This window comes from Ruegeria sp. CJ3 (genome assembly GCF_056536725.1).
This window is the reverse complement of the sequence record NZ_JBQFQE010000001.1, coordinates 117,397-140,259: the sequence shown is the minus strand read 5'-3', so window position 1 is coordinate 140,259 and position 22,863 is coordinate 117,397. Positions and strand designations below refer to the sequence as shown.

Genomic DNA, 22,863 nt, shown 5'->3' with positions numbered 1-22,863 from the left:
CATGGAGCGGTTGAGCCAGCCTATCAATCCCGCTATCAGGGGTCAAAACCCCGAACACAAGAGCAGAGAGACCGACTTATGCCCCAGAAATCCGTCTGTGTGTATTGCGGGTCACGCAATGGTGCAACTCCGGCCTATGCCGAGGCCGCCCGATCCTTTGGCACCCAACTGGCTCATGAAGGCTGGCGGCTGGTCTATGGCGCAGGAGATGTGGGCCTGATGGGCGAAGTCGCCCGTGCCGCGCAGGCCGCCGGAGGCGACACATTTGGCGTCATCCCCGTGCATCTGCTGCAGCGCGAGGTGGGTAAAACCGACCTGACGCGTTTTGTGGTGACCGAGACCATGCACGAGCGCAAAAAGGTCATGATCATGAACGCCGACGCAGTGATCGTGCTGCCCGGCGGCCCCGGGTCACTGGACGAGTTGTTCGAGGCGCTCACGTGGCGGCAGTTGGGCCTGCATGACAAGCCCATTCTGGTGCTGAATGTGGATGGGTATTGGGACGGGCTGCGCGCATTGCTCGATCAGGTGATCGATCAAGGTTTTGCCGATGCGTCGCTGGCCGAGTTCGTTACATGGGTAGATACACCGCAGGGCGCGATGGAAAAGCTGCGCGCGTTTCTAAATTAACGCGCGCAATCAATATACTAGCCGCCGATGTCACCCCAGTTTCCAGTCATCAGGCAATACGACGTCCCATCAATGCAAATGTCGTCAATGATCAGAGAGACATTCTGCAATTGCGACACTTGGGGGCCTGCAAGCTGCTTGATCGAAAAGCTGAGCTGCTCACCTGTCTGTTTCGGGCCGCTCAACTCAAGCACCAGCCCGACTTCTTCACCATCCACGACGCCGGACAAAGCGGCGTTGGGCGGGTCAGAAGCCAGATCGTTCGCGCCTTTCGACCAATTTTCCAGCATAGACGCGACCGGCAGCGTCTTAGTGTCGCGATAGGGGCGGTCAGCGAAGGCAATCACCGAGCCATCGATGCCATCCAAGGTCAGCACGCCATCGGCAATCTGAGCCGAATCCGCAAGTTCAACGATCAGAAAGCTTTCGGGGGTTGTGCTGTCAGCCCATGTGGCCCCCGCGGCCACAACGCTCAGCACCGCCGCGGTTAGCGCTGTCTTCATTTTCTATAACCCTCCACTGCGAAACGGTCGCCGCGTTGGTGCGGCGACCTTATGATTGAAAGGTTTGTCAGGAACAAACGCCCCAGTTGAGGGGAAATTACATTACCCGACGTCAATTTTTCATGAAGCACTCATTAAATTCGCAATTTCAAAGCGATGTCACGCCGGGCGGGCCAGCCGATTCCTGAGCAATTTCTCGACCTTGTGAATCGGATGGTTAGTCAGCGTCTTGTCGACCTCGGCCACAACCTTGGCCAGCACCTCGCTGTGCAGACGACGGCGCAACAGGCCCAGAACATGCGGGCTGGCGACCAGCACAAGTCTGTCATAGGCCCCTCTCAACCCTTTCCGGTTCAACAGGTTCGCCACATCCTGCACGAAAAGCGATCTGGCGTGGGTCTTCCAGTTATCCTCTTCCACGGCAGATTTCTGGTTCGGCCCCGTATCGGTCCTGCGCCCTGCCCGATCGGTGGGCTTGGCCGGGGCGGCCTCCAACTCCTCGACGGATACGACGACTAAGTTAGGGTCCTGTGCGTCCGTGATATTCTCCATCACCAGTGCCTTTTCCCCGTCGGCGATGATAACCCAAGTTCCCTGTTCAAGTGCGGCCATTACGGTCTCCTGCAAAGATTGACATGGATTTCCCCGTCCCTCGGGCACAGCTTCCTTGTCGCGCGGCGGTGGTGTCCCGGCGCGCTGAAGGGTCTGTTTTCAATTGGTTGGCGGTTCTCTCCCTCCGCATACTATAGCTAGGGGTTGCGGGGGCCGGTACAATAGGTCTGCGGTCGAAAGTTGACCTATCGGCAGGTTTTCACTTGTCAGGCAGACAGTTCGACAACCGTAATCTCCGGCGTCACTCCGAATCTAATTGGCAAAACCGAGCATCCAATTCCACCTGACACAACCAGATCGCGGCCATTTTCGCGCACATGACCGTAAGCGTATCGTTCGCCATAGCGAGACGGCACAACCGGGGCCCGACCGAATAAACGAATTTGTCCGCCATGTGTGTGACCAGACACAGTCAACGCGACCTGATCAGGCAGATCTGGAAAGATGTCAGGCTCATGGGCCATCATGATGACAGGCGCGTTGTCGGTGATCTGGGCCATGGTCGCAGGCAAATCATCCAGCCCTTGGGTTTGGCGCAAACCGCGCCGTAACGCTCTTTGATCTTCAAGGCCTGCCAGCCAAAATCCTGCGCCTTCGGGCTTAGTCGCAGAGTTGGAAAGCACCGGTATCCCGCTATGTTCCAGAGCTTCTGCGACCATGTTCGGACCACATTCCCGCCGTTGCGCCTCGCGATCTTCCCACCAATCGTGATTGCCGAGAACGGCATACACACCTAACGGAGCTTTGAGATTTGCCAGAATGGGCGCTAATTCCTCAATTCCAATGGAACGGGTCTCAAATTTGTGACCCCGCGCAAAATCGCCCGGTAACAAGATCAGGTCGGGTGAAATCGCGTTTGTGCGACGGGCGATCTGCTTAACTCGGCTAAGACCCACAAAGGGTTCACCGACATGAAGGTCAGACACCACCGCGATACGCAGCGATGGAAGCGCCCAGTCGTCACGCCTTATATGCCACTTGCGCACATGCAACTTTAGTGCCGGCTCGATAAAGTATCTATATCCGGCACCAAAAAGGCCCGCTCGCTTGCGCGCCAGCAGGCCTTCTAGAAATCTCTTGCGATTCAATCAATCACATCCGCGAGGCAACGTTTTCCCAGTTCACCAGATTGTCGAGGAAGTTCGACAGGTAAGCCGGGCGCTTGTTGCGGAAATCGATGTAGTAGGAATGCTCCCACACATCACAACCCAGCAACGCGGTCTGACCAAAGCACAGCGGGTTCACGCCGTTCTCGGTCTTGGTCACGGCCAGCGAGCCGTCCGCATTCTTGACCAGCCACGCCCAGCCCGAGCCGAACTGACCGGCACCAGCAGCACTGAACTGCGACTTGAACTCGTCAACCGAGCCAAAGCTTTCGGTCAGAGCCTTCTCCAACTCGCCCGGCATACCCGCATCACCTGGGCCCATCATCTCCCAGAACTGGTTGTGGTTCCACAACTGGCTGATGTTGTTGAAGATACCGTTCTGCGCAACAGCACCCGCGTCATAGGTGCCCACGATAATCTCTTCCAGCGACTTGCCGTCCCACTCGGTTCCCGCGATCAGCTTATTGCCGTTGTCGACATAGGCCTTGTGGTGCAGATCGTGGTGATATTCCAGCGTTTCTGCGGACATGCCCTTGGCTGCCAGCGCGTCATGTGCATAAGGAAGATCAGGAAGTTCAAAAGCCATCTCGGCCCCCTGTTAAAATGATTGTTGTGGTTCCAAAGGTTAAATGCTTTGGCAACGGCCATAGGTCAAGGGCAGAGACAAGAAAACCCGGAGGTCCGCGATGCTGACACAGGCGCGCAAGATGTTCTACCGCGCCCGCGGATATTATGCAGGCTCTTTGAACAAAGAACCCTTTCGCCTGGATCCTTACCATTCGAAATTCTGGCGCAAGGCTTCGGCAGGCGATTGGGAGCCCGAGACCTTCGCCGTACTCGACCAGTATCTCTCACCCGACAAAGACTATCTGGACATCGGCGCCTGGATTGGACCCACCGTCCTCTACGCCGCGCGCCGTGCCCGCCATGTCTGGTGCTTTGAACCCGACCCGGTGGCCTATCGTCATCTGGTCTGGAACCTCGAGCTCAACAATATCCGCAATGTCTCGGCCTTCAGCATAGCCCTATCCGACGGGTTCGGCGTGACCCGAATGGCGTCCGCGCACGGAGAGGCCGGCGATTCCACAACCTCGCTGCTTCATGAGGGCAGCCACGGCACCGACGCGATGACAATCGGATGGGACCAATTCGCCGCATCGGTCGATCTGTCCGACGTGTCTTTGGTCAAGATGGACATAGAAGGGGCCGAGTTCTCGGTCCTGCCGTCACTCATCCCTTGGCTGGAAAAGGCGCACCCGGCCTTGTTCCTTTCAACACACGCGCCCTACCTGAAACCCGAGAACCGCGCCACTGCGATGGAAGACCTCGCAGACACCCTGTCTTTCTACCCCCACTGCAAGGACCCGTTCTCGAACGAAACCGGCAAACCTGCCCTGACCGGTCAGCGCGGCCAGACCCAATTCCCCACATTCCTGTTCAGCGCAGAACGCTGACGCCCACCGCACCTGATCCAAACTTCATCTGGCCAAAAATATCCTGGGGGTGAGGCCGCAGGCCGAGGGGGCAAAGCCCCCTCTCCCAGTTTTCCTTAAGCACACGCTTAATAGTAACCGACTTCGCTACCCGGCTGCGCCGCAACCGTGAGCAGCTTGAATACGTAGTCCGCAGTCGAGCGGAAGCAGACAACACGGAACGTCTCAGCATCGTCCATCCAGAACGCGCCCGCCACCTGCGCCAGACGCGACCGGCGAATGTGGCCGGGCTGGAAGGCATCGGTCGACAACTCGACCGGGGCGACCTTTCCAAGCACCTCCCGGGCGCTGCCACCCGAGACACGGAACACCGCGCGGGCGTCCGAGACATTTACGGCCAGGGCGTGGGTACCGCTGAGCGCGCCCGTCAAATCAGCCAGCTTGGCCTCAACCTCGGCATAAGGCACCAGCACCAGCAATTCGTCCGCAGACATCCAGCAGACACCGGTATCACCGTTGACTGAGGCCTCACACTGGCCGGGCACCTTTTGGCCGGTGGCGTCCTTGACTGCCTTGGCCAGCACCTTGTCCGACAGATCGCCGCGCAAGGTGATCATGCCTTGCAGGCCGCATTCCTCGACCTTGGCAATGCCGTCATAGCTGGCGTGGTTCAATGCGCTGATGGGTTCAGACATTCTGCTTCTCCCCGTCCTTATCGAAGAAGATCGGATCCACGATCTTGGCTTTGTAGATCTTGCCGTCCGTGCCCGGGAACTCGACAATCTCACCCATCCGGTCAGGTCCGTGCTTGATCAGCCCCATGGCGATGCCCTTGCCCAGATTGGCCGAGTAATAGGTCGAGGTCACACGCCCGATCATGTTGCGCTGACCGTTGGCATTGACCCCCTCGCCCACCGCATAGGCCCCGTCGGGAATGACCGAACCATCCACAGTTTCGAGACCTACCAGTTTCCAGCGATCCGGGTCGGCCATATGCGTACGCGTATGGGCGCGTTTGCCAAGGTAGTCCTCTTTCTTTTTCGACAGCGCCCAGTGCAGCCCCAGATCCTGCGGGATCACGGTGCCGTCGGTCTCGTCGCCGATCATGATAAACCCTTTCTCGGCACGCAGGATGTGCAGACATTCGGTGCCGTAAGGCATCACGCCGAACTCCTGCCCGGCATCCATCAAAGCGTCCCAGAACGCCTGACCCTGCGATGCCGGAACCGCGATCTCGTAAGACAACTCACCCGAGAACGAGATGCGATAGGCCCGCGCATCGAACTCACCGATCTTGCCGTCGCGCCATTCCATGAAGGGCAGCGCCTCTTTCGAAAGGTCCATGCCTCCGCCCGCTTGCGCGTTCAGCTTGTCCAGCACTTTGCGTGCATTCGGACCCACAACAGCGACCTGAGCGTATTGCTCGGTCACATTGGCAATGTAGACTTTCCAGTCCCACCATTCGGTCTGCAACCATTCTTCCATGTGGCCATGGATACGCTCAGCGCCGCCAGTGGTGGTATGACACAGCCATGTATCCTCATCGATACGGGCGACAACGCCGTCATCAATCAGGAAGCCGTTTTCCGAACACATCAGGCCATAGCGGCATTTGCCGACCTTCAGCGTGGACATCATATTGGTGTACAGCATGTCCAGGAACTTGCCCGCATCCGGGCCTTTGACAATCAGCTTGCCCAGCGTCGAGGCGTCCAGCAGGCCGAGGTTTTCGCGGGTGTTCTTCACCTCGCGATTCACCGCGTCGTGCACGGATTCACCGGCTCGGACATAAGCATAAGTCCGGCGCCAATGGCCCACCGGCTCCCAATCAGCGCCGTTCTTGTCGTGCCAGTTGTGCATCGGAGTCTGCCGGATCGGCTGGAACACCTCACCGCGCGCCTCGCCGCCAATCGACCCCATCGAGATGGGGGTATAGGGCGGGCGGAACGTGGTGGTACCGACCTTGGGTATCTCCGAATCCAAAGCATCAGCAAGGATCGCCAACCCGTTGATATTGCTCAGCTTACCCTGATCTGTCGCCATACCCAGCGTAGTATAACGCTTTGTGTGCTCAACGCTTTCGTACCCTTCGCGGGCAGCCAGCTGGACGTCGGACACTTTGACGTCGTTCTGGAAATCCAGCCAGGATTTCATCCGCAACTGAACGTCGGCATTGGCGGGCATCAACCAGACGGCTTCCATCGGAGCTTCGTCGGTGGTTTCACCGACCGGGGCTTTGGTGCGTTTAGCTTTGCAGCCAACCGCCTTCGCCGCCGCCTTACCCGCCGCATCGGCATCGATCAGAACATCTCCCAACGCCAGCGGACCGTTCGAGGCCCCCGCGGCCAGCACAAACCCTTCGCCATCCGCGCCCAGCGGAGGACGCGACGGGTCGGGGCGGAAATGAGCGTTTACCTCATCCCAAATCAGCTTGCCGCCGCAATGCGACCACATATGTACGACCGGAGACCAGCCACCCGACATGGCGACCGCATCGCATTCGACCTCTTCCCGCGCGCCGCCGATGCCGTCCTGATTGCACAGCTCGACTTTCTTGACCCGTTTGCCGCCCTTGACCTTGGCGATTGCCTTCCCGGGATCGACACGGATGCCCAACTGACGCGCCTCTTCCGCCAGCGGGCCAGCAGCTGCCCGCGCGTCAATAACGCGCAGAACATCTACACCCGCCTGTTTCAGGATAATCGCGGTGCGATAGGCGTCGTCGTTATTGGTGGCGACAATGACCCGTTCCCCGGGCGTCACGCCCCAGTTCACGACATAGTCCCGCATGGCCGAGGCCAGCATCACGCCAGGCACATCATTGCCCGCAAAGGACAACGGCCGCTCAATAGCACCCGTTGCGGTAACGACCTGTTTAGCCCGGATGCGCCACAGACGGTGACGGGGTCCTTGCACACCCGGAGTATGGTCCGTCAGACGCTCGTAACCCAGCACGTAACCGTGGTCATAGACACCCGCGCCCATGCAGCGATTGCGCATGGTCACGTTGCTCATTGTTTCGAGTTCGGAAACTAATTGTTCCACGAACTTATCCACAGGTTCATCGTTGACCGTGCCACCATCAACCGGCGCACGACCGCCCCAATGCGCGGTCTGCTCGATCAGCAGCACTTTGGCTCCCGATTGCGCCGCCGTTTTGGCTGCCTGAAGGCCAGCAACACCACCGCCAATCACCAGGACATCGGTAAAGGCATAGAAGTGTTCATACGTGTCGGCATCCTTCGTCTCTTTGTCAGGCGCCTTGCCCAGACCCGCCGATTGCCGGATGAACGGCTCATAGACGTGTTTCCAGAACGGTTTGGGGTGGATGAACGTCTTGTAATAGAACCCGGCAGGCAGGAACCGTGCGAAGGCGGTGTTCACGGCGCCGATATCGTGTTCAAGGCTCGGCCAGTGGTTCTGCGAGATCGAGGTCAGGCCGTCGAACAGCTCGGTCGTGGTGGCGCGCTGGTTAGGCTCGAACCGGGCACCCTGCCCCAAACCGACCAACGCGTTGGGTTCCTCTGCGCCGCTGGCAACCACGCCGCGTGGGCGGTGGTATTTGAACGAGCGGCCCATCATCATCTGATCATTGGCCAGCAGCGCCGAGGCGAGCGTATCGCCCGCATAGCCCTGCATCGAGGTGCCATTAAAGGTGAACGTGACCTGTTTCGACCGATCGATCAGGCGGCCTTGTTTCGCGAGGCGGGTGCTCATGGTGCGGACCTTTCGCATGTGGAGGCGCAGGGGCCTCCGGCGGGAGTATTTTTGAAAAGGTGAAACATCAGGAGAGTTCTCTCCACGTCCAGCCCGGGCGCTTGGCAGAGATGGCATCCTTGATCTCTTGCGGCGGCTCGGTGGTTTGCGCCGAATAGGTGCCAAAGATTTCCAGCGTTTGTGTGCAGCGCGCCGCGTGGAACCACTTGCCGCAGCCATTGGCGTGGCGCCAGCGTTCGAAATGCACGCCTTTGGGGTTTTCGCGCATGAACAGGTAATCGTGGAAGTCATCATCCGACGAGCCGGGACCAAAGCGCTTCAGATGCGCCTCGCCACCGGCGGCCAGTTCGGTTTCTTCGGCATCGACGCCGCAATAGGGGCAATTCAGGATCAGCATATGGTCATCCTTTCGGCAGGCACGACGGGGCGGCCCGCAAAACTACGTAGAAGGCGCGCGAGATTTTTCGACGAAAAATCTCCATCAGTGCGCCACCCCGGCGGCGACGCTTTCATCGATGAAGCGGCCTTCTTTGAAACGGTCCAGCGTAAAGGCTTCGGTCAGCGGCGAATGGCCTGTGGCCATCAGCTGCGCCATACCCCAGCCCGAGCCCGGAATGGCCTTGAAACCACCGGTCCCCCAGCCCGCATTGATGAAGCACCCGCCCAGAGGCGTCTTCGACAGGATCGGAGACCGGTCGCCGGTCATATCCACGATCCCGCCCCACTGGCGCAGCATCTTCAGGCGCGAGATCATCGGGAAGGTCTCGACCAGCGCCCGCACGGTTTCCTCGATATGATGGAACGATCCGCGCTGGGTGTAGTTGTTGAACCCGTCGGTACCGCCCCCGATCACCATCTCGCCCTTGTCGGACTGGGACATATAGCCATGCACGGTGTTGGCCATCACAACCACGTCCATGCAGGGCTTGATCGGCTCAGACACCAGCGCCTGCAGCGCAACGGCTTCCAGCGGTAGACGGAAGCCCGCCATCTCGGCCAGTTGACCCGAGTGGCCCGCAACGACGATGCCCAACTTGTCACAGTCGATGGCACCCTTGGTGGTGTCGACGCCGACCACACGGCCATTTTCGGACCGCACGCCGGTAACTTCGCATTGCTGGATGATGTCCATCCCCATCGCCGAACAGGCGCGCGCATAACCCCACGCCACCGCATCATGACGCGCGGTGCCGCCGCGTTCCTGCCAGAGACCGCCCAGAACCGGATAGCGCGGACCTTCGAGATTGATAATTGGAACCAGCTCTTTGACGCGCTCGGGGCCGATCCACTCGGTCTTCACGCCCTGCAGCGCGTTGGCGTGTGCCGTACGCTGATAGCCGCGAATCTCATGCTGGGTCTGCGCAAGCATGATCACACCGCGGGGGCTGAACATGATGTTATAGTTCAGGTCCTGGCTCAGGTCCTCATAGAGGCCCCGCGCCTTCTCATACAGCGCCGCCGACGGATCCTGCAGATAGTTCGACCGGATGATCGTGGTGTTCCGTCCGGTGTTACCACCGCCCAGCCAGCCTTTCTCGATCACGGCGACATTCTGGATGCCATAGTTCTTGCCAAGGTAATACGCAGTCGCCAGACCATGCCCGCCCGCACCAACAATGATGACATCATAGCGTTTCTTGGGCTGGGGCGAACGCCATGCGCGTTCCCATCCGGTGTGATAGCGCAGCGCCTCGCGGGCCACAGCAAAGGCAGAATAGTGTCTCATGAGCGAATCCATTCGGTTCCGTGATTGGGCGCAGATATGCCGCGCGGCGCCATTTTACCCGTGCCAAGCAACGCCGCAATAATGCACTATTGCGACATGAACGTCATTCGCGGCCATTTGTCCCTTTTTTCGCGCCGCCGACAGGTCTAAGTCAGGGCAGTCATTTCGGAGGCACCATGACGTTCTGGGTTCTGATCTTTCTCATTGCGCTGCTGATCGTGGTGTTTCTGGGGTATTCCATGCTACGCGGACGCCGCGGCGGCGAGCCCGCGGCCGCGTATGACCTGCGCGTCTACCGTGAACAGTTGGCCAGCGTCGACCGCGATCTGGCCCGCGGTGTTATTGCGCAGGCCGACGCCGAACGGGTGCGCACCGAAATCTCTCGTCGCATTCTGGCGGCTGATGCGCAGATCAGGGGCGAGACCAAGGGGGCGGGTCCCTCGCGCGTCGTATCAGCGATAACGCTGCTGATAATGGCCGCAGTGCTGATTGGCGGAGGCATGTGGATGTACCGCCAGATGGGTGCCGCGGGTTTTCCCGACATGCCGCTGACCGCCCGCATCGAGATGGCCGATGAGCTACGCGAGAACCGCCCGAGCCAGGCCGACGCCGAGGATATGGCCACCCCGTTCGAGCCCCCCGCGCTGGAAGAAAGCTATGCCACTCTGCTGGCCCGCCTGCGTGAAACCGTGGCTGAACGCCCCGATGACCTTCAGGGGCATCTTCTGCTGGCACAGCATGAAACCAATGCGGGGAACTTCAAGGCGGGCTATCAGGCGCAGACGCGCGCGATTGAACTGTCGGACGGCAACGCCCCAGCCGAAGCGTATTACGATCTGGCTGAGATGATGATCCTGGCTGCAGGTGGTTATGTCTCACCCGAGGCCGAGGACGCCTTGCAGCAGGCACTGGACCGCGACCCCACGCTGGGGCCCGCGCGCTATTACTGGGGGCAGATGTTGGCGCAGACCGGGCGGCCCGACATGGCTTACCGCGTCTGGGTGGATACGCTGCGCGACGCCCCTACCGGTGCGCCCTGGGCCGAGGCCATTCGCGGGCAGATCGACGAACTGGCCTTTCGCGCGGGCGTATTCAACGCCCCCGACCTGAGCGCGACCCCCGACCCGAGCGCAACCCCCGGCCCCAGCCAGCAGGACATGGAGGCCGCCGCTGCACTGACCCCGGAAGAACGGCAAGAGATGATCCGCGGCATGGTAGATCAGTTATCCGACCGGCTGGCGACCGAGGGCGGCTCGCCCGAGGAGTGGGGACGACTGATCGCGGCCCTCGGCGTTCTGGGCGAAACCGACCGAGCCATAGCCATCCGGGACGAGGCGCAGACGGTCTTTGCCGGAAACGATGCCGCGCTTTCAGTGATCGCTGCGGCGTCCACGCAGGCCGGCATCGCGCAATGATCTTTGACGCGTTCGAAGATTTCGCCGCAGCGCTGACCCGGATGCAGGCGCTGATGGGGCTGGATCTGGGCGAGAAGACCATCGGCGTGGCCGTCTCGGACCGGATGCGTGGGGTTGCCAGCCCGCTGGAAACGGTGCGGCGCAAGAAATTCACGCTGGATTCCGCCCGCCTGATCGAAATTGTGACCGAACGTGAGATCGGCGGGATCGTTCTGGGCCTGCCCCGGAACATGGACGGCAGCGAAGGCCCGCGCTGCCAGTCCACGCGCGCTTTTGCCCGCAATTTATCGCGTCTGACCGATATCCCTATCGGGTTCTGGGACGAACGGCTGAGCACCGTGGCCGCCGAAAAGGCGCTGCTTGAGGCGGATACGACACGAAAACGTCGCGGACAGGTTATTGATCACGTCGCCGCAGGTTATATCCTGCAAGGAGCGCTGGACAGGTTGCGCTTTCTGTGACGGATCGGGAAACGCCAATGACGAACATGGTTTGGAAACGGGATGAGGTCGAAAGCCCTTGTATCCAGATTTGCGTCGTCCACCCGACCGAACGCATCTGCACCGGCTGCTACCGCACCATTGACGAAATCTCGCGCTGGTCCAAAATGGACAGTGCCGAGCGGGCCGAAATCATGCAGGCCCTGCCGGATCGCAAACCCCAGCTGGTCAAACGCCGCGGAGGGCGCGCGGCGCGTATGACGCGCAAGTAATCACCGGCGCGCCTTGTCAGATGTTCTGGCCCGGCTTTGGTGCCATTCTGGCATCTGTGACAAATCCTGCTGAAACAGAGTCATGACTTCGGACTTCCTCACCCGGTCCGGGTTTGCCTTGTCAGCTGTCTGCGGCAAGCTTCCTGGAATTGGAATACGCAGCGTGGTGCCGTCAAAGACACTGGAAAGCAATTTCCTCATAAGTATCTTCTCCTTCAAATCGTGCCTGAAAATCGTATGCCGCGCTGAACTCACGGCAAACGGACGACGGAGCAGCCACCACCAGAGGTTGTCCGCATCGATGCAGCGCATGTAGAGACTGTGCCCACAGGAAACAGGGGGGAAAAACAGCACGAATTTGGCAGTATCACGGGCCTGCGACGGGTTTTCCTTTGAAACGGGCCGCTTACACGGCCGACCACCGGACGCCCGCCACTATTTGTAACGCGACGTCACGGATGCGCACCCGTCGCCAAACAGCACTCAGCCCGCTGCCAGCCAGGTCTTGGCGTTTTCGTACTCGGCAGCCGGGAAATACTGCGTACGCGTCCCCAGAACGTGGCTGGCCATGCGCTGCGCCATTTTCTGCCAGTTCTTGTCACCAACAATCGCCGCCCGGTCCAGCAAACCGATATGACCCGCCGCCAGCCGGAAATGCGCCCCCATCGCCGTGAGGCCCTGCCAGCCGTCAAACTCACGCAGATCAATCAACATGCGAAATCCATCACGGTTTTGCAGCAGCGCGTCCAGATCCGTTTGCGCCTGCTGGTACTCATTCGAATCCAGCTTGCCCATCAGACTGATCTGAATGCAGGGGCCGCCCAGATCAGTCACATGAATCGCACCCAGAGATTCCCGCATCCAGCGGCGGGCGGTTTCCAGTTCGGCCATTTCGAATACCTGGACCGGACAAGGCAGGATCGGTGCGGCCAGACGGATGCTGGTCTGTACCCAACCCTGATCCGCCACAACGCCGATCCGGTCAAAACCGCGCCAATGGCTCAGCCCCAGCTTGGTATCCGACCACGCGGCACCCAGATCGTATCCCTTGAACTCGGCATCCACGATGGCCAGCAGGCGCACCGAGTCATGTTCTTCCAAGGCAGCCTCAATAGCGGGGACAAGCGTCGTCGCGTAATCGGCACTTGTAACCTGCCCAGACAGTTCCACCTCGATCAAAGCGCCATCGGAATTTGTGCGAACCGTAATCATTGAACCAACTCTCCAAAGCCAAACAATGGCAGAAGGTTAAGGAGATTCGATCCATTGCGCTACACCGCCGGGCAGTTCGGGGCGGAAATAGGCGATCATCCGGCCATCCGGCCCGGCGCGGGCCCCCGCCCCCCAGGGCGCGACCCCGTGCAGACAGTGGCGATGCAACAGATAGGCCTCGCCCGGGCGCGCTGGCAACTCGATACGGGGACAGGTCTCAAAGACCTCTCGGCGCGCGGTCTGGTAGATATCGGTGATATCCGTTTCGGGCAGTTGTCCGGGCGGCACACCCTGTAGCGCCTTGCGAAACGCGGCCCCCAATATCCGATGGCTGCCGTCCCAGACCACCATCGGCGATGCGTCCGCGCTGGCCGTAGTCAGCGGGATGCCCAGTATCCAGGCATGAGGTTCATCGACCCGGCGCCGCCGATCAGGCCCCGCAGGCTTGAGGCCGTCCACATGGGCGGCGTCGCGGTTGGCCCGATACCGCGCCGCAGCCGCGCTTTCGCCGCGCCGCGGCTGCGGATAGCCGGGATAAATCACCGAGACCTGCCCTTTGTGCAAATCAATCGGTCCGAACTGCCGCCGCGCAAATTCAATGGCTGCACCCGGCAAGGCGGACAACCCATCCACCCTGCCCTGCGCGTCGTTGTTCAGCGCATCGACACCGATGAACCACGTGCCCGCGCAATCATGCCATTCTGCATGGGCCGGGTCCGAGACCGAGGCCCGCGCGGCGGGCAAAACCTGCGTCACCCAATCCATCAACGCCTGATCATGAGGGAACTTAACCCAGCCCCGCTGATGAAACGCCTCTACCATCCCAGCGCCTTTCTCAGCATGTTCAGCGCGACCAGTGTCAGAAACACGGCGAACACCCGTTTCAATGGTTTCGGATCCATCGCATGGGCCAGTTTCACGCCCCAGGGCGCAGTGATCATCGTCATCGCCACGACAATGGCGAACGCCACCAGATTGACCGCACCGATGGTCAGCGGAGGGCGGTGTTCCGGTGAAATGTTCAGAAACAGAAAGCCAATCACCGAGGGCACCGCAATGATGACTCCAAATCCGGCCGCCGTGGCCACAGCCCGGTGAATGGGAGTGTTGTAGAGGCTCATCAGCGGCACACCGAAGCTGCCTCCGCCGATGCCCATCAGTACCGACAGAAACCCGACCGACGGAGACAGAACGGCACGGCGCACCCCCTTGGGCATTGCATCCCCCAGCCGCCATTCGGATTTGCCCAGACCAAGATATAGGCCGATCACCATCCCAAGCACACCAAACAGCGCCTGCAGCAGTTCCGTGCGCAACGCCGAAGCCACCAGAACGCCAACCACCGCCCCTAGGGCTATCCCCGGGCCCCAGCTGCGCAGGATCTCCCAATCAACCGCGCCTTTCTTGTTGTGGCTCAGAACCGACCGGACCGAGGTGACAATGATCGTCGCCAGAGATGTCGCCAGACACAGTTGCATCAATTGCGGGCCACCATAGCCAAGCGTCTGAAATGCATAGAAAAATGCAGGCACCAGAACAATCCCACCGCCCACACCCAACAGCCCGGCCAGCACCCCGGCCAAAGCGCCGATCACAAGCAAAAGGCCCAGCATCTGGGCCAGCAACATCGTCTCGGGCATCATCCCCCCTACCGGCCCTGGGGCCGCATCAAACCATCTGCGACTGTGCTGCGACAGCTTCCAGCGCCTGCAGGATCACTTCGGGTCCGGCTTGGTCGCGCACAGCTCCTTCGGACAGTATCCGCCGCCACCCCCGCGCGCCGGGACACCCCGCAAACAGGCCCAGCATATGCCGGGTGATCTGGTGCAAACGTCCACCGTCGGCAAGGTGCGCCTCGACATAGGGCAGCATTTTGTGCACCACATCTGTCGGGTCAGCGACCCCTTCAGTTCCGAAAATCAGCGAGTCCGCGGCGGCCAGAATATCGGTGGGCTGATGATAAGCCGCGCGTCCGATCATGACACCGTCCAGCCCCGCCTCAAGATGCTGCTGCGCTTGAGCAAGCGAGGTGATGCCGCCATTGATCGAAATATGCATATCCGGAAAATCCGCTTTCATGCGATTTACGAGATCATAATCCAGCGGCGGAATATCCCTATTTTCCTTGGGGCTTAGCCCCTGCAACCAAGCCTTGCGCGCATGGATGGTGACGCGCGTACACCCCGCCGCGCGAATCCGTTCGAGGAACGTGGGCAAAACTTCGGCAGGCTCCTGTTCGTCAACGCCAATGCGGCACTTCACGGTAACTTCGGCGTCCACCGCCTCGCGCATCGCCGCAACACAGTCGGCGACCTTTTCCGGCGATCGCATCAGCACCGCACCAAAGGTCCCGGACTGCACCCGATCCGAGGGGCAACCGCAGTTCAGATTAACCTCGTCATACCCTGCATCCGCCCCCAGTTTTGCCGCCTGCGCCAGTTCCCGAGGGTCCGATCCCCCCAGTTGCAGGGCAACCGGATGTTCCTGCGGGCTAAAGTCCAGCAGATGCAGCGCACCACCCCGCACCAGCGCCGGTGCCGTGACCATCTCGGTATAAAGCAGTGTTTCCGAGCTGAGCAGGCGGTGCAAATACCTGCAATGCCTGTCAGTCCAATCCATCATGGGTGCCACGCTCAGGCGGGCGCTTCTGCGGATATCTTTGAGGTTCTCTTCCGGCATGTCTTGGCTACTTGATCAGGATGCGGCTTGCGGCAAGCATCGGATATACCGAAACAGACACGATCAGCAAATCATTCTCAGGATCGGGGAAATGGTACCGCCTCCCTGGCTTGAACAGGGGACCTCTGGATCCACAATCCAGCGCTCTAACCAACTGAGCTAAGGCGGCACTCGTGAGGGGCGATTTAGCGAACGCGTGCAGGGATTGCAAGAGGATTAAAGCTGAATTCGCCAGCTTTGTTCCACCAGATCGACGCCGAATGAATGCACCGGCTTGCTGCCTGTCAACTGCCACCCGAAGGCGCGGTAAAGCGCGCAGGCCGCAGTATGGCTTTCATGGGTCCACAGCACCATTTCGCGATACCCAACCTCGCGCGCAAAGCTCATGCAAGTGGTCAAAAGGCGCTTGCCCACCCCCTGCCCGCGCGCCTCGGGGCAAAGGTAGAACAGGCGCAGTTTGGCGGTTTGCCGACCCAGGGAGACACAGAAGATACTGCCCTGAGGGTGCCCATCGCGTTCAGCGATCCAACCGCGTTCCCTTTCGGGGTCGTTTTCCGCAACAAACGCGGCGAGGATGTCAGCAACAAGTTCACCAAAGCTGTCATCAAAGCCTTCCACGTTGGCGTAGTGGTCCGCGTGCTGCTCGACCAGCCAGGGTGCATCCTCGGCGCGAAAGGGTCTGAGTGTGATCTTGTCCATGCCCTATCTGACCGCATTGGTCGCTTGATTCTCAACCCTTTGCGCGGTAGCACCAAGGCGCAATTCCCGGAGGCGTACATGGGCATCAACACCGAACGCGATATCGAAGCGAACCTGCAAATCGGTCCGACCGATCAGGGCATGGTGCGCCTGTTCATCGAGGGCACCGGGATCGAGATTCCGATGGATTTCGACCCGGAAGAAGCCGAAGAAATCGCCGAGGAAATCCGCGCCGCCGCACAGGCCGCACGCGCCGTCAAAGGCTAAACCCGGGGATCGCGCAGGGCCTGCAATCTGCGGGCGGCATCCACGGCAAACTTCTGGATCATCTTTTTGCGTCGCGCCGGGGCCAGCTTGTTTTCCGGGCTCATACGGATGATTTCCGCATCGTAGGCATCTGCGATGATCAACCCGGTCTCTGGTGGCAACAACTCTGTCGGAAAATCGGTATCAACCGCCCAGAAGAATCGGTCGCACCACTCCAGATAGCCCTGCCATTTTGAATCCGACTGGTAATCGGCACGACTGGATTTACATTCGACCACCCATAGCTCGCCCTTCGGGCCCAATCCCATCACGTCGACCCGCAGCCCTCGGGCGGGCACGAATTCTTCAATCGAAACATAGCCATGGGTCGCTAGGTGCCGCGATACACCTCGGGCCAGTTTTTGTCCGGGTTGCAAATCCAGTGTCATGGTTGGAATGTGAACAATTCGTGAACAAAAATCAAGCTCCTGCTTCCCCTTGACATAGTACCATTTGGTATCTCATTAATACGAAACCAAATGGTATCGAATGGAGTTTAGCATGAACTCGCAAACCCAAAACGCGTTCCGGGCGCTTGCCGATCCGACCCGGCGGGACATTGTGCAGATGCTCGCCGCACAAGACATGACGATTGCGCAACTAACCGAGCGGTTCGACATGACCCGCGCCGCCGTGAAAAAGCATCTGATCGTCCTGTCAGATGGCGGCCTGATCACGGTCGAGGCCCGCGGTCGCGAACGCATCAATCGCCTTGAACCTCAGGGGATGGCCCCGGTTCTGGACTGGCTCAGCTACTTCGACCGGTTCTGGGATGATCGTCTTGCCAATCTGAAAGAAGCTATTGAAGGGAATAAGAAATGACTGACGCAGTTTTGCAGAAAACCATCTTTCTCCGCGCGACGCCGGATGTCGTTTGGGACTATCTGACCGAGCCAGACAGGCTGGCCGAGTGGTTCCACAAGCCCGAACGGCCCCTGGCTGCGGGGCAAAAGCTTGAGATGTTCGGGACAACCAGCGGTGATCTTCTGATCTGGGGCGAAATACGTGAGGCGCGACCTCCGGAGTATCTTGAGTACACCTTCACTGTGAAACCGATGGGGGACGTTGTGAGCGTCGTGAAATGGACACTGGACCCCGTCGCCGGGGGAACACGCCTCAGCTTGGCGCATGAAGGTCTGCCGCAAGGTGCGGACGCCTTCGGCCTGATCCTTGCCCTCGACAATGGATGGGACGAGCATTTCGGCAAGATGCGCACCGCGCTGCACGAAACTGTTGACGCCTGACCCCCAATGAACCCCTTGTGCGAACCCGCTTCACGCCCTACTTAGGCCTGTGGCGGGTTCTGCCCTTCTTGTGACTGGTAGCATTCTGGTGGCCTTAAGCAATTCCGAGGGGGCTGGCTCTGTTCAGGTCCTGGCCTGATTACCTGGCGCCCACCTGTACATACAGGTCCTCGGGAATCAAACCGCACGGTTGACTGGTGGTCCCGCCACATTTTCCAATAAATTTCAGCGCCCTGCCTGGGCTTCCTGCTTCACGGGCGCAGGTTTCAGCCCATGCGCAACCGGCGTGCCGCCGCGCGGTTTGTTGGGCTTCTCGGCCATGCTCATGATGGCATAGGCGAATTGCACACCGGCAAAGACGATGCCGTTCATGAACCAAATCATCAACAAAGCGATCAGGCCGATTTCCGAGCTGGTGATCAGGTGACGCAGATTGGCGACATTCAGCGCCAGCAGCACCCCGACGAACACCGCCGAGATGACAAAACCCCATGCAACCTGCATGATATAGAGACGAACCAGCTTGGGCATCGCGAACCTCCTTGCGCTCTGACATTCAGTCTAGCGCATGTCTGGTCGCGGTAAAGGCGTCAGAACGCCTCGGGCTGGGCCTCGCGCGCCATGTGATCCAGCACGGCGTTGACGAATTTCGGCTCTTTGCCTTCGGGGAAGAACGCGCGGGCAACGTCGACAAATTCGGTGATCACGACCTTGGGCGGCGTGTCGCTTTGGGTCAGTTCCGCGCCCGCGGCGCGAAACAGGGCGCGCAGGGTCGGGTCGATCCGCGCGATGGGCCACTTCGCCACCAGCGCTCGGTCGGTCATCTGGTCGATGGGGGCCTGATAGTTCACCGCGTCATCGACCAGCTTGCGGAACAGGCGGATATCGCCGTCCAGCATTTCCTCGCCCTCATAGACCGCGCCAAACCGGTGATCCAGAAACTCGGTCACGACCGCTTCGGTCGTCTGGCCGGATTGCTCCATCTGGAACAGTGCCTGCACGGCATACAACCGGGCGGCGGATTTCATCAGGCGTTTCTGGTTGGCCGGTTTCGGCGCGTCGGTCTTTGTCATGCTGTCGTGGATCCGTTGCTGTCGCCCGCCACTAGGATGGACTCGGACGGCGGCTTGAAGCCCACGCCCTTTTTCGAAGCGCCCCACTTACGGCTGAGTGCAATCAGATGCAAGGCCGCAGCGGCCGCCCCGCCGCCTTTATTCATCTTTTCAGGATTTGCGCGTACTTCCGCCTGATCGTCATTCTCGACGGTCAGAATGCCATTGCCGATCAGCAGGCCCTGAAGGCCCATCAACTGGATGGCGCGGCTGGAATCGTTGCAGACGGTTTCATAATGCGTGGTCTCGCCACGAATGACACAACCCAGCGCCACATAGCCGTCGTAGTTGCACTGCCGGTCAGCCATAGCGATGGCGGTGGGGATTTCCAGCGCACCGGGCACTTCGACCACATCGCAGGTGCCGCCTGCAGCCTCGATCTCGGCCTTGGCACCGGCGACCATGTTATCGGCGATGGCGCGATAGAACGGAGCCACCACCAGCAGCAGTTTCACCGGTTTATCGAATGTCGGGGTCGGCAGGACGCCATGTTTGTCTTGTTCAGCCACGATCAGTCATCCTTGAGAATGGAACGGGTGCCGACGATGGACAGGCCAAACGCGTCGAGACCCAGATACACGGTTTCGGGCGAGTCGGTCAGCAGCACCAGCTCTTGCACACCCATCTTCGACAGGATCTGCGCGCCCAGACCGGTTTGCTTGATGGTCCGGGGGCCTTCGTCGTCGGCTGCATACAGCGAGTTGCGCGGCTGGCGGAACAGGCAGACCACGCCGCGCCCTTCTTCGGCAATCTTCTCCATCGCACGCGGCAATTCGCGCGAGGATTTCGGGCCAAGGCCCAGAATGTCAGGCGCCTCGTGCAGGGCGTGGGTCCGGGTCAGGACCGGTTCGGGTGTGGTGATATCACCCTTAATCATGACGACGTGCTCGATGCCATGGGTCTGATCGGTGAAAATCCGCATCTCCCAGTCGCCGCCATATTCCGAGGTCACGGTATCGCGCGAGGTTTCAACCACCAGATTATCATTGCGCGAACGATAGGTAATCAGGTCGCTGATCGTGCCGATCTTCATACCGTGTTCTTTGGCAAAGGCCACCAGATCGGGCAGCCGCGCCATGGTCCCGTCCGCTTTCATGATCTCACAGATCACACCCGCCGGGTTCAGCCCCGCAAGGCGCGAGATATCCACCGCTGCCTCGGTATGCCCCGCACGCACCAGCACCCCGCCCCGCTTGGCGCGCAGTGGAAAGACATGCCCCGGTGTCGCGATATGCGCCATCGTGTTCTGCTCATTGATCGCCGTCGCCACGGTCAACGCCCGGTCGGCGGCGGAAATGCCGGTGCTGACGCCTTCGCGCGCTTCAATGGACACGGTGAACGCCGTCTCATGCCGGGACGAGTTGTTCACCGCCATCATCGGCAACCCCAGCATCTCGATCCGTTCCGCCGTCATCGGCAGGCAGATCAGACCACGCCCGTGGGTGGCCATGAAGTTGATCGCCTCGGCATCCGCGAACTCGGCGGGGATGACCAGATCGCCCTCATTCTCGCGATCTTCATGATCGACCAGAATATACATCCGGCCTTTGCGGGCCTCTTCGATGATCTCTTCGATCGGGCTGATCGCCTCGCGCAACTGGGCCTCGACCGGTCCGGGGGTTTCAAAGCTCATGGGGCAGCCTTTCGCTGAGCATGTGTTGCAGGCGGGATAGACCAGAGCGCGCGCAAAGGCCAGACCGCAAACGTCAGGTCATCTCGGCCAGCCGGGCCACGTAACGGGCAAGCGTGTCGATCTCGAGGTTGACGCGGTCGCCCACGGCGACGTCACCCCAGGTCGTGACCTCTTTGGTGTGCGGGATGAAATTGATGCCGAAATCGCAGCCTTCGACATCGTTCACCGTCAGCGAGGTGCCGTTCAGCGCAACCGAGCCCTTGGGCGCGATGAACCGCGCCAGATCCCGCGGCGCGCGCAGGGTGACCCGGGTGCTGTCGCCCTCGTCCGTAACCGCCACAACCTCGGCCACGCCGTCGACATGCCCCGAGACGATATGGCCACCCAGCTCGTCGCCGACCTTCAGCGCGCGTTCCAGATTGACCCGCTTGCCCACGCGCCACGTGTCCAGATTGGTTTTTGACACGGTTTCAGCGCTGATCTGTACATCGTACCAGTCGTCGCCCAGCGCAATGACGGTCAGGCACACCCCGTCGCTGGCAATCGACGCACCGATGTCGACCGAGGCCGTGTCATACCCAGTGGCGATCCGCGCCCGCAGATCACCCTGCTGATCCAGTTCGGTGACAGTGCCTATATCGGTGACGATCCCTGTGAACATTTCCTTTACCCTCTGAACCTAGCTTCAACAGCCGAGGTAAAGGCCCAATGCCCCACGGGCAAGCCCCGCCTTGCCGGGAAAACGGGAAACGGGCATAATTTGACGACACGCACCACCGCACGAGCAGACAGCATGACTCCTTCCCCACCCCGCCCCGACCGGCGTGTGTTCCTATTCTTGCAGGGGCCCCATGGCCCTTTCTTCAACGCTTTGGGCCGCAAGCTGCGGGCCACCGGCGCGCAGGTCTGGCGGGTTGGCTTTAACGCGGGCGATCAGGCGTTCTGGCGCGATAGGAACAGCTATATCCCCTATCGGGGCACCCCGGACGACTGGCCCGCAAGAATCAGTGCCCTGATCCGCGACCTAGGCGTGACCGACATTGTGCTTTACGGCGACACCCGCCCCATCCATGCCCACGCCATCCGTATCGCGCAGGCACGCGGGTTGACCGTGCATGTGTTCGAAGAAGGCTATCTGCGCCCCTGGTGGGTCACCTATGAGCGGGACGGGTCCAACGGAAACTCGCGCCTGATGGATCTGGACGTCGATGGAATGCAGGCCGCACTGGAACAGTCCGAACGGCCAACACCGCCGCCGCCGTCCCACTGGGGGGACATGCGCCAACACATCTTTTATGGTGCGCTTTATCACTGGTTCGTGCTGTTCCTGAACCACCGCTACCGCAACTTCCACCCGCACAGAGACCTGCCGGTATCGAAGGAATTCCGCCTGTATTTTAAACGTCTGGCGCTGATGCCGTTTCACCGCATCCAGCGCGGCTGGGCCACCGCACGGGTCAGATGGAGCGGTTCGCCCTATCATCTGGTGCTGTTGCAGCTTGGCCATGATAGCTCGGTCCAGTGCCATTCGGACTATACGTGCATGAGCGAGTTTCTGGAACAGGTCGTCGCCGGATTTGCCGCAGGTGCACCCGCCCATCACCACCTCGTCATCAAGGAACACCCGCTGGAAAACCATCGTGAGCCGTTGCGGCGGCGGGCCAGACAGGCAGCTCGCCGGTACGGTCTGGCGGGCCGCGTGCATTATGTTCCGGGGGGCAAGCTTGCCCGGTTGCTGGATGAGGCACGCTCGGCGATCACGGTGAATTCGACCGCAGGGCAGCAGGTGTTGTGGCGCGGTATTCCGCTGCGGATTTTTGGACGCTCCGTCTATGACAAGCCGGAATTCGTATCCCGGCAACCGCTGGAGTCGTTCTTTGCGCAACCAGACGCACCCGACAGCGCTGCCTATCGCGCTTATCGGCAGTTTTTGCTGGCGACCAGCCAAGTGCCGGGCGGCTTCTATTCACGCAGGGGGCGGCGTCAGCTGCTGCGGCGCGCGGTCGACATGATGTTGCATCACGCAGACCCCTATCAGAGCCTTCCCGCAACCAACGCGGCGTCGACGCCACAGTTGCGTCTTGTTCGCTAGATCCCGAGCAACTGCCGCTGGAAGTTTTTCCA

At 60.4% G+C, this 22,863-nt stretch carries 29 protein-coding genes and 1 tRNA gene; 9 read left to right on the top strand and 21 right to left on the bottom strand.

Annotation, left to right across the window (positions count from 1 at the left end):
* Window positions 1-78 precede the first annotated feature (78 nt).
* Window positions 79-630, top strand: coding sequence for an LOG family protein (locus ACR0J1_RS00690; protein ID WP_480730198.1), 552 nt, complete (start codon window positions 79-81; stop codon window positions 628-630).
* A gap of 17 nt (window positions 631-647) precedes the next feature.
* Here the strand turns inward: ACR0J1_RS00690 and ACR0J1_RS00685 are convergent, their stop codons facing one another.
* The 4 genes from ACR0J1_RS00685 to ACR0J1_RS00670 all read right to left on the bottom strand — a co-directional run bounded on the left by ACR0J1_RS00685 (window position 648) and on the right by ACR0J1_RS00670 (window position 3,437).
* Window positions 648-1,133 carry a hypothetical protein gene (locus ACR0J1_RS00685; RefSeq protein ID WP_480730199.1) on the bottom strand — a complete coding sequence of 162 codons (486 nt, stop codon included), beginning with the start codon at window positions 1,131-1,133 and terminating at the stop codon, window positions 648-650.
* A gap of 159 nt (window positions 1,134-1,292) precedes the next feature.
* The gene (locus ACR0J1_RS00680; protein ID WP_480730201.1) at window positions 1,293-1,745 is read right to left on the bottom strand and encodes a host attachment family protein; all 453 of its coding nucleotides are present in this window, start codon (window positions 1,743-1,745) and stop codon (window positions 1,293-1,295) included.
* 206 nt (window positions 1,746-1,951) lie between these two features.
* Window positions 1,952-2,833 (bottom strand): metallophosphoesterase, encoded by an 882-nt coding sequence (locus ACR0J1_RS00675; RefSeq protein ID WP_480730202.1) that lies wholly within the window; start codon window positions 2,831-2,833, stop codon window positions 1,952-1,954.
* A gap of 4 nt (window positions 2,834-2,837) precedes the next feature.
* On the bottom strand, window positions 2,838-3,437 hold the full coding sequence (locus ACR0J1_RS00670; RefSeq protein WP_480730203.1) for a superoxide dismutase: 600 nt from the start codon (window positions 3,435-3,437) through the stop codon (window positions 2,838-2,840).
* A gap of 100 nt (window positions 3,438-3,537) precedes the next feature.
* On the opposite strand from ACR0J1_RS00670, the gene ACR0J1_RS00665 reads away from it, so the two are divergent.
* Window positions 3,538-4,305: an FkbM family methyltransferase gene (locus ACR0J1_RS00665; RefSeq protein ID WP_480730205.1), complete on the top strand. Its 768-nt coding sequence runs from the start codon at window positions 3,538-3,540 to the stop codon at window positions 4,303-4,305.
* A gap of 107 nt (window positions 4,306-4,412) precedes the next feature.
* On the opposite strand, the gene ACR0J1_RS00660 is transcribed toward ACR0J1_RS00665, so the two are convergent.
* The 4 genes from ACR0J1_RS00660 to ACR0J1_RS00645 all read right to left on the bottom strand — a co-directional run bounded on the left by ACR0J1_RS00660 (window position 4,413) and on the right by ACR0J1_RS00645 (window position 9,727).
* A complete protein-coding gene (locus ACR0J1_RS00660) occupies window positions 4,413-4,979 on the bottom strand; it encodes a sarcosine oxidase subunit gamma (RefSeq protein WP_480730206.1) in 567 nt (188 codons plus the stop codon).
* Entirely contained in the window at window positions 4,972-8,001 is a 3,030-nt protein-coding gene (locus tag ACR0J1_RS00655) for a sarcosine oxidase subunit alpha family protein (RefSeq protein ID WP_480730208.1), read from the bottom strand. Before ACR0J1_RS00655 ends, ACR0J1_RS00660 begins: the two co-directional genes overlap by 8 nt.
* Window positions 8,002-8,068: 67 nt before the next feature.
* Window positions 8,069-8,398, bottom strand: a complete 330-nt coding sequence (locus ACR0J1_RS00650) for a sarcosine oxidase subunit delta (RefSeq protein ID WP_480730209.1) — start codon at window positions 8,396-8,398, stop codon at window positions 8,069-8,071.
* An 84-nt stretch (window positions 8,399-8,482) separates the two neighbouring features.
* Window positions 8,483-9,727 (bottom strand): sarcosine oxidase subunit beta family protein, encoded by a 1,245-nt coding sequence (locus ACR0J1_RS00645; protein WP_480730211.1) that lies wholly within the window; start codon window positions 9,725-9,727, stop codon window positions 8,483-8,485.
* A gap of 176 nt (window positions 9,728-9,903) precedes the next feature.
* Between ACR0J1_RS00645 and ccmI the strand changes: the two genes are divergently transcribed.
* The 3 genes from ccmI to ACR0J1_RS00630 are packed head-to-tail and all read left to right on the top strand — an operon-like array spanning window position 9,904 to window position 11,854.
* Entirely contained in the window at window positions 9,904-11,142 is a 1,239-nt protein-coding gene (gene ccmI, locus ACR0J1_RS00640) for a c-type cytochrome biogenesis protein CcmI (protein ID WP_480730212.1), read from the top strand.
* The gene (gene ruvX / locus ACR0J1_RS00635; RefSeq protein ID WP_480730214.1) at window positions 11,139-11,603 is read left to right on the top strand and encodes a Holliday junction resolvase RuvX; all 465 of its coding nucleotides are present in this window, start codon (window positions 11,139-11,141) and stop codon (window positions 11,601-11,603) included. Before ccmI ends, ruvX begins: the two co-directional genes overlap by 4 nt.
* A gap of 17 nt (window positions 11,604-11,620) precedes the next feature.
* Window positions 11,621-11,854 (top strand): DUF1289 domain-containing protein, encoded by a 234-nt coding sequence (locus tag ACR0J1_RS00630; RefSeq protein ID WP_480730216.1) that lies wholly within the window; start codon window positions 11,621-11,623, stop codon window positions 11,852-11,854.
* On the opposite strand, the gene ACR0J1_RS00625 is transcribed toward ACR0J1_RS00630, so the two are convergent.
* The 7 genes from ACR0J1_RS00625 to ACR0J1_RS00595 all read right to left on the bottom strand — a co-directional run bounded on the left by ACR0J1_RS00625 (window position 11,855) and on the right by ACR0J1_RS00595 (window position 16,444).
* Entirely contained in the window at window positions 11,855-12,166 is a 312-nt protein-coding gene (locus ACR0J1_RS00625; protein ID WP_480730218.1) for a hypothetical protein, read from the bottom strand.
* A 171-nt stretch (window positions 12,167-12,337) separates the two neighbouring features.
* Window positions 12,338-13,066 carry a SpoIIAA family protein gene (locus tag ACR0J1_RS00620; RefSeq protein WP_480730220.1) on the bottom strand — a complete coding sequence of 243 codons (729 nt, stop codon included), beginning with the start codon at window positions 13,064-13,066 and terminating at the stop codon, window positions 12,338-12,340.
* A 36-nt stretch (window positions 13,067-13,102) separates the two neighbouring features.
* The gene (locus tag ACR0J1_RS00615) at window positions 13,103-13,888 is read right to left on the bottom strand and encodes a hypothetical protein (RefSeq protein ID WP_480730221.1); all 786 of its coding nucleotides are present in this window, start codon (window positions 13,886-13,888) and stop codon (window positions 13,103-13,105) included.
* Window positions 13,882-14,706, bottom strand: a complete 825-nt coding sequence (locus tag ACR0J1_RS00610; protein WP_480730223.1) for a sulfite exporter TauE/SafE family protein — start codon at window positions 14,704-14,706, stop codon at window positions 13,882-13,884. Before ACR0J1_RS00610 ends, ACR0J1_RS00615 begins: the two co-directional genes overlap by 7 nt.
* Window positions 14,707-14,734: 28 nt before the next feature.
* A complete protein-coding gene (dusA, locus tag ACR0J1_RS00605) occupies window positions 14,735-15,745 on the bottom strand; it encodes a tRNA dihydrouridine(20/20a) synthase DusA (RefSeq protein WP_480730225.1) in 1,011 nt (336 codons plus the stop codon).
* A 92-nt stretch (window positions 15,746-15,837) separates the two neighbouring features.
* Window positions 15,838-15,914, bottom strand: a tRNA-His gene (locus ACR0J1_RS00600).
* Window positions 15,915-15,961: 47 nt separating this feature from the next.
* Complete coding sequence (locus ACR0J1_RS00595; RefSeq protein ID WP_480730227.1) at window positions 15,962-16,444, bottom strand: N-acetyltransferase family protein; 483 nt, start codon at window positions 16,442-16,444, stop codon at window positions 15,962-15,964.
* Between the two features lie 78 nt (window positions 16,445-16,522).
* On the opposite strand from ACR0J1_RS00595, the gene ACR0J1_RS00590 reads away from it, so the two are divergent.
* On the top strand, window positions 16,523-16,711 hold the full coding sequence (locus tag ACR0J1_RS00590; protein ID WP_480730229.1) for a DUF6324 family protein: 189 nt from the start codon (window positions 16,523-16,525) through the stop codon (window positions 16,709-16,711).
* Here ACR0J1_RS00590 and ACR0J1_RS00585 read toward each other — a convergent pair.
* The gene (locus ACR0J1_RS00585) at window positions 16,708-17,139 is read right to left on the bottom strand and encodes an MmcB family DNA repair protein (protein ID WP_480730231.1); all 432 of its coding nucleotides are present in this window, start codon (window positions 17,137-17,139) and stop codon (window positions 16,708-16,710) included. The genes ACR0J1_RS00590 and ACR0J1_RS00585 overlap by 4 nt on opposite strands.
* 112 nt (window positions 17,140-17,251) lie before the next feature.
* Here ACR0J1_RS00585 and ACR0J1_RS00580 point away from each other — a divergent pair, with 112 nt between their 5' ends.
* Window positions 17,252-17,572, top strand: a complete 321-nt coding sequence (locus tag ACR0J1_RS00580) for an ArsR/SmtB family transcription factor (RefSeq protein WP_480730233.1) — start codon at window positions 17,252-17,254, stop codon at window positions 17,570-17,572.
* Complete coding sequence (locus ACR0J1_RS00575; RefSeq protein WP_480730235.1) at window positions 17,569-17,994, top strand: SRPBCC family protein; 426 nt, start codon at window positions 17,569-17,571, stop codon at window positions 17,992-17,994. Before ACR0J1_RS00580 ends, ACR0J1_RS00575 begins: the two co-directional genes overlap by 4 nt.
* Before the next feature lie 225 nt (window positions 17,995-18,219).
* Here the strand turns inward: ACR0J1_RS00575 and ACR0J1_RS00570 are convergent, their stop codons facing one another.
* From ACR0J1_RS00570 to ACR0J1_RS00550, 5 genes are all read right to left on the bottom strand, one after another.
* On the bottom strand, window positions 18,220-18,525 hold the full coding sequence (locus ACR0J1_RS00570; protein ID WP_480730237.1) for a hypothetical protein: 306 nt from the start codon (window positions 18,523-18,525) through the stop codon (window positions 18,220-18,222).
* A gap of 59 nt (window positions 18,526-18,584) precedes the next feature.
* Window positions 18,585-19,067 carry a transcription antitermination factor NusB gene (gene nusB / locus ACR0J1_RS00565; protein WP_480730239.1) on the bottom strand — a complete coding sequence of 161 codons (483 nt, stop codon included), beginning with the start codon at window positions 19,065-19,067 and terminating at the stop codon, window positions 18,585-18,587.
* Window positions 19,064-19,615: a 6,7-dimethyl-8-ribityllumazine synthase gene (locus ACR0J1_RS00560; protein ID WP_480730241.1), complete on the bottom strand. Its 552-nt coding sequence runs from the start codon at window positions 19,613-19,615 to the stop codon at window positions 19,064-19,066. Before ACR0J1_RS00560 ends, nusB begins: the two co-directional genes overlap by 4 nt.
* A gap of 2 nt (window positions 19,616-19,617) precedes the next feature.
* Window positions 19,618-20,739 (bottom strand): 3,4-dihydroxy-2-butanone-4-phosphate synthase, encoded by a 1,122-nt coding sequence (gene ribB / locus ACR0J1_RS00555; protein ID WP_480730243.1) that lies wholly within the window; start codon window positions 20,737-20,739, stop codon window positions 19,618-19,620.
* A gap of 73 nt (window positions 20,740-20,812) precedes the next feature.
* Window positions 20,813-21,400 carry a riboflavin synthase gene (locus ACR0J1_RS00550; RefSeq protein ID WP_480730245.1) on the bottom strand — a complete coding sequence of 196 codons (588 nt, stop codon included), beginning with the start codon at window positions 21,398-21,400 and terminating at the stop codon, window positions 20,813-20,815.
* Between the two features lie 132 nt (window positions 21,401-21,532).
* On the opposite strand from ACR0J1_RS00550, the gene ACR0J1_RS00545 reads away from it, so the two are divergent.
* The gene (locus ACR0J1_RS00545; protein ID WP_480730247.1) at window positions 21,533-22,831 is read left to right on the top strand and encodes a capsule biosynthesis protein; all 1,299 of its coding nucleotides are present in this window, start codon (window positions 21,533-21,535) and stop codon (window positions 22,829-22,831) included.
* The last annotated feature ends 32 nt before the right edge of the window (window positions 22,832-22,863 follow it).

Coding starts and splice junctions, on each gene's coding strand:
- ACR0J1_RS00645 (WP_480730211.1), bottom strand. CDS start 9,727: ATGAGACACTATTCTGCCTTTGCTGTGGCCCGCGAGGCGCTGCGCTAT.
- ACR0J1_RS00650 (WP_480730209.1), bottom strand. CDS start 8,398: ATGCTGATCCTGAATTGCCCCTATTGCGGCGTCGATGCCGAAGAAACC.
- ACR0J1_RS00660 (WP_480730206.1), bottom strand. CDS start 4,979: ATGTCTGAACCCATCAGCGCATTGAACCACGCCAGCTATGACGGCATT.
- ACR0J1_RS00630 (WP_480730216.1), top strand. CDS start 11,621: ATGACGAACATGGTTTGGAAACGGGATGAGGTCGAAAGCCCTTGTATC.
- nusB (WP_480730239.1), bottom strand. CDS start 19,067: ATGACAAAGACCGACGCGCCGAAACCGGCCAACCAGAAACGCCTGATG.
- ACR0J1_RS00670 (WP_480730203.1), bottom strand. CDS start 3,437: ATGGCTTTTGAACTTCCTGATCTTCCTTATGCACATGACGCGCTGGCA.
- ccmI (WP_480730212.1), top strand. CDS start 9,904: ATGACGTTCTGGGTTCTGATCTTTCTCATTGCGCTGCTGATCGTGGTG.
- ACR0J1_RS00545 (WP_480730247.1), top strand. CDS start 21,533: ATGACTCCTTCCCCACCCCGCCCCGACCGGCGTGTGTTCCTATTCTTG.
- ACR0J1_RS00580 (WP_480730233.1), top strand. CDS start 17,252: ATGAACTCGCAAACCCAAAACGCGTTCCGGGCGCTTGCCGATCCGACC.
- ACR0J1_RS00685 (WP_480730199.1), bottom strand. CDS start 1,133: ATGAAGACAGCGCTAACCGCGGCGGTGCTGAGCGTTGTGGCCGCGGGG.
- ACR0J1_RS00655 (WP_480730208.1), bottom strand. CDS start 8,001: ATGAGCACCCGCCTCGCGAAACAAGGCCGCCTGATCGATCGGTCGAAA.
- ACR0J1_RS00625 (WP_480730218.1), bottom strand. CDS start 12,166: ATGCGCTGCATCGATGCGGACAACCTCTGGTGGTGGCTGCTCCGTCGT.
- ACR0J1_RS00680 (WP_480730201.1), bottom strand. CDS start 1,745: ATGGCCGCACTTGAACAGGGAACTTGGGTTATCATCGCCGACGGGGAA.
- ribB (WP_480730243.1), bottom strand. CDS start 20,739: ATGAGCTTTGAAACCCCCGGACCGGTCGAGGCCCAGTTGCGCGAGGCG.
- dusA (WP_480730225.1), bottom strand. CDS start 15,745: ATGCCGGAAGAGAACCTCAAAGATATCCGCAGAAGCGCCCGCCTGAGC.
- ACR0J1_RS00610 (WP_480730223.1), bottom strand. CDS start 14,706: ATGCCCGAGACGATGTTGCTGGCCCAGATGCTGGGCCTTTTGCTTGTG.
- ACR0J1_RS00590 (WP_480730229.1), top strand. CDS start 16,523: ATGGGCATCAACACCGAACGCGATATCGAAGCGAACCTGCAAATCGGT.
- ACR0J1_RS00620 (WP_480730220.1), bottom strand. CDS start 13,066: ATGATTACGGTTCGCACAAATTCCGATGGCGCTTTGATCGAGGTGGAA.
- ACR0J1_RS00585 (WP_480730231.1), bottom strand. CDS start 17,139: ATGACACTGGATTTGCAACCCGGACAAAAACTGGCCCGAGGTGTATCG.
- ACR0J1_RS00690 (WP_480730198.1), top strand. CDS start 79: ATGCCCCAGAAATCCGTCTGTGTGTATTGCGGGTCACGCAATGGTGCA.
- ACR0J1_RS00615 (WP_480730221.1), bottom strand. CDS start 13,888: ATGGTAGAGGCGTTTCATCAGCGGGGCTGGGTTAAGTTCCCTCATGAT.
- ACR0J1_RS00665 (WP_480730205.1), top strand. CDS start 3,538: ATGCTGACACAGGCGCGCAAGATGTTCTACCGCGCCCGCGGATATTAT.
- ACR0J1_RS00575 (WP_480730235.1), top strand. CDS start 17,569: ATGACTGACGCAGTTTTGCAGAAAACCATCTTTCTCCGCGCGACGCCG.
- ACR0J1_RS00595 (WP_480730227.1), bottom strand. CDS start 16,444: ATGGACAAGATCACACTCAGACCCTTTCGCGCCGAGGATGCACCCTGG.
- ACR0J1_RS00550 (WP_480730245.1), bottom strand. CDS start 21,400: ATGTTCACAGGGATCGTCACCGATATAGGCACTGTCACCGAACTGGAT.
- ruvX (WP_480730214.1), top strand. CDS start 11,139: ATGATCTTTGACGCGTTCGAAGATTTCGCCGCAGCGCTGACCCGGATG.
- ACR0J1_RS00570 (WP_480730237.1), bottom strand. CDS start 18,525: ATGCCCAAGCTGGTTCGTCTCTATATCATGCAGGTTGCATGGGGTTTT.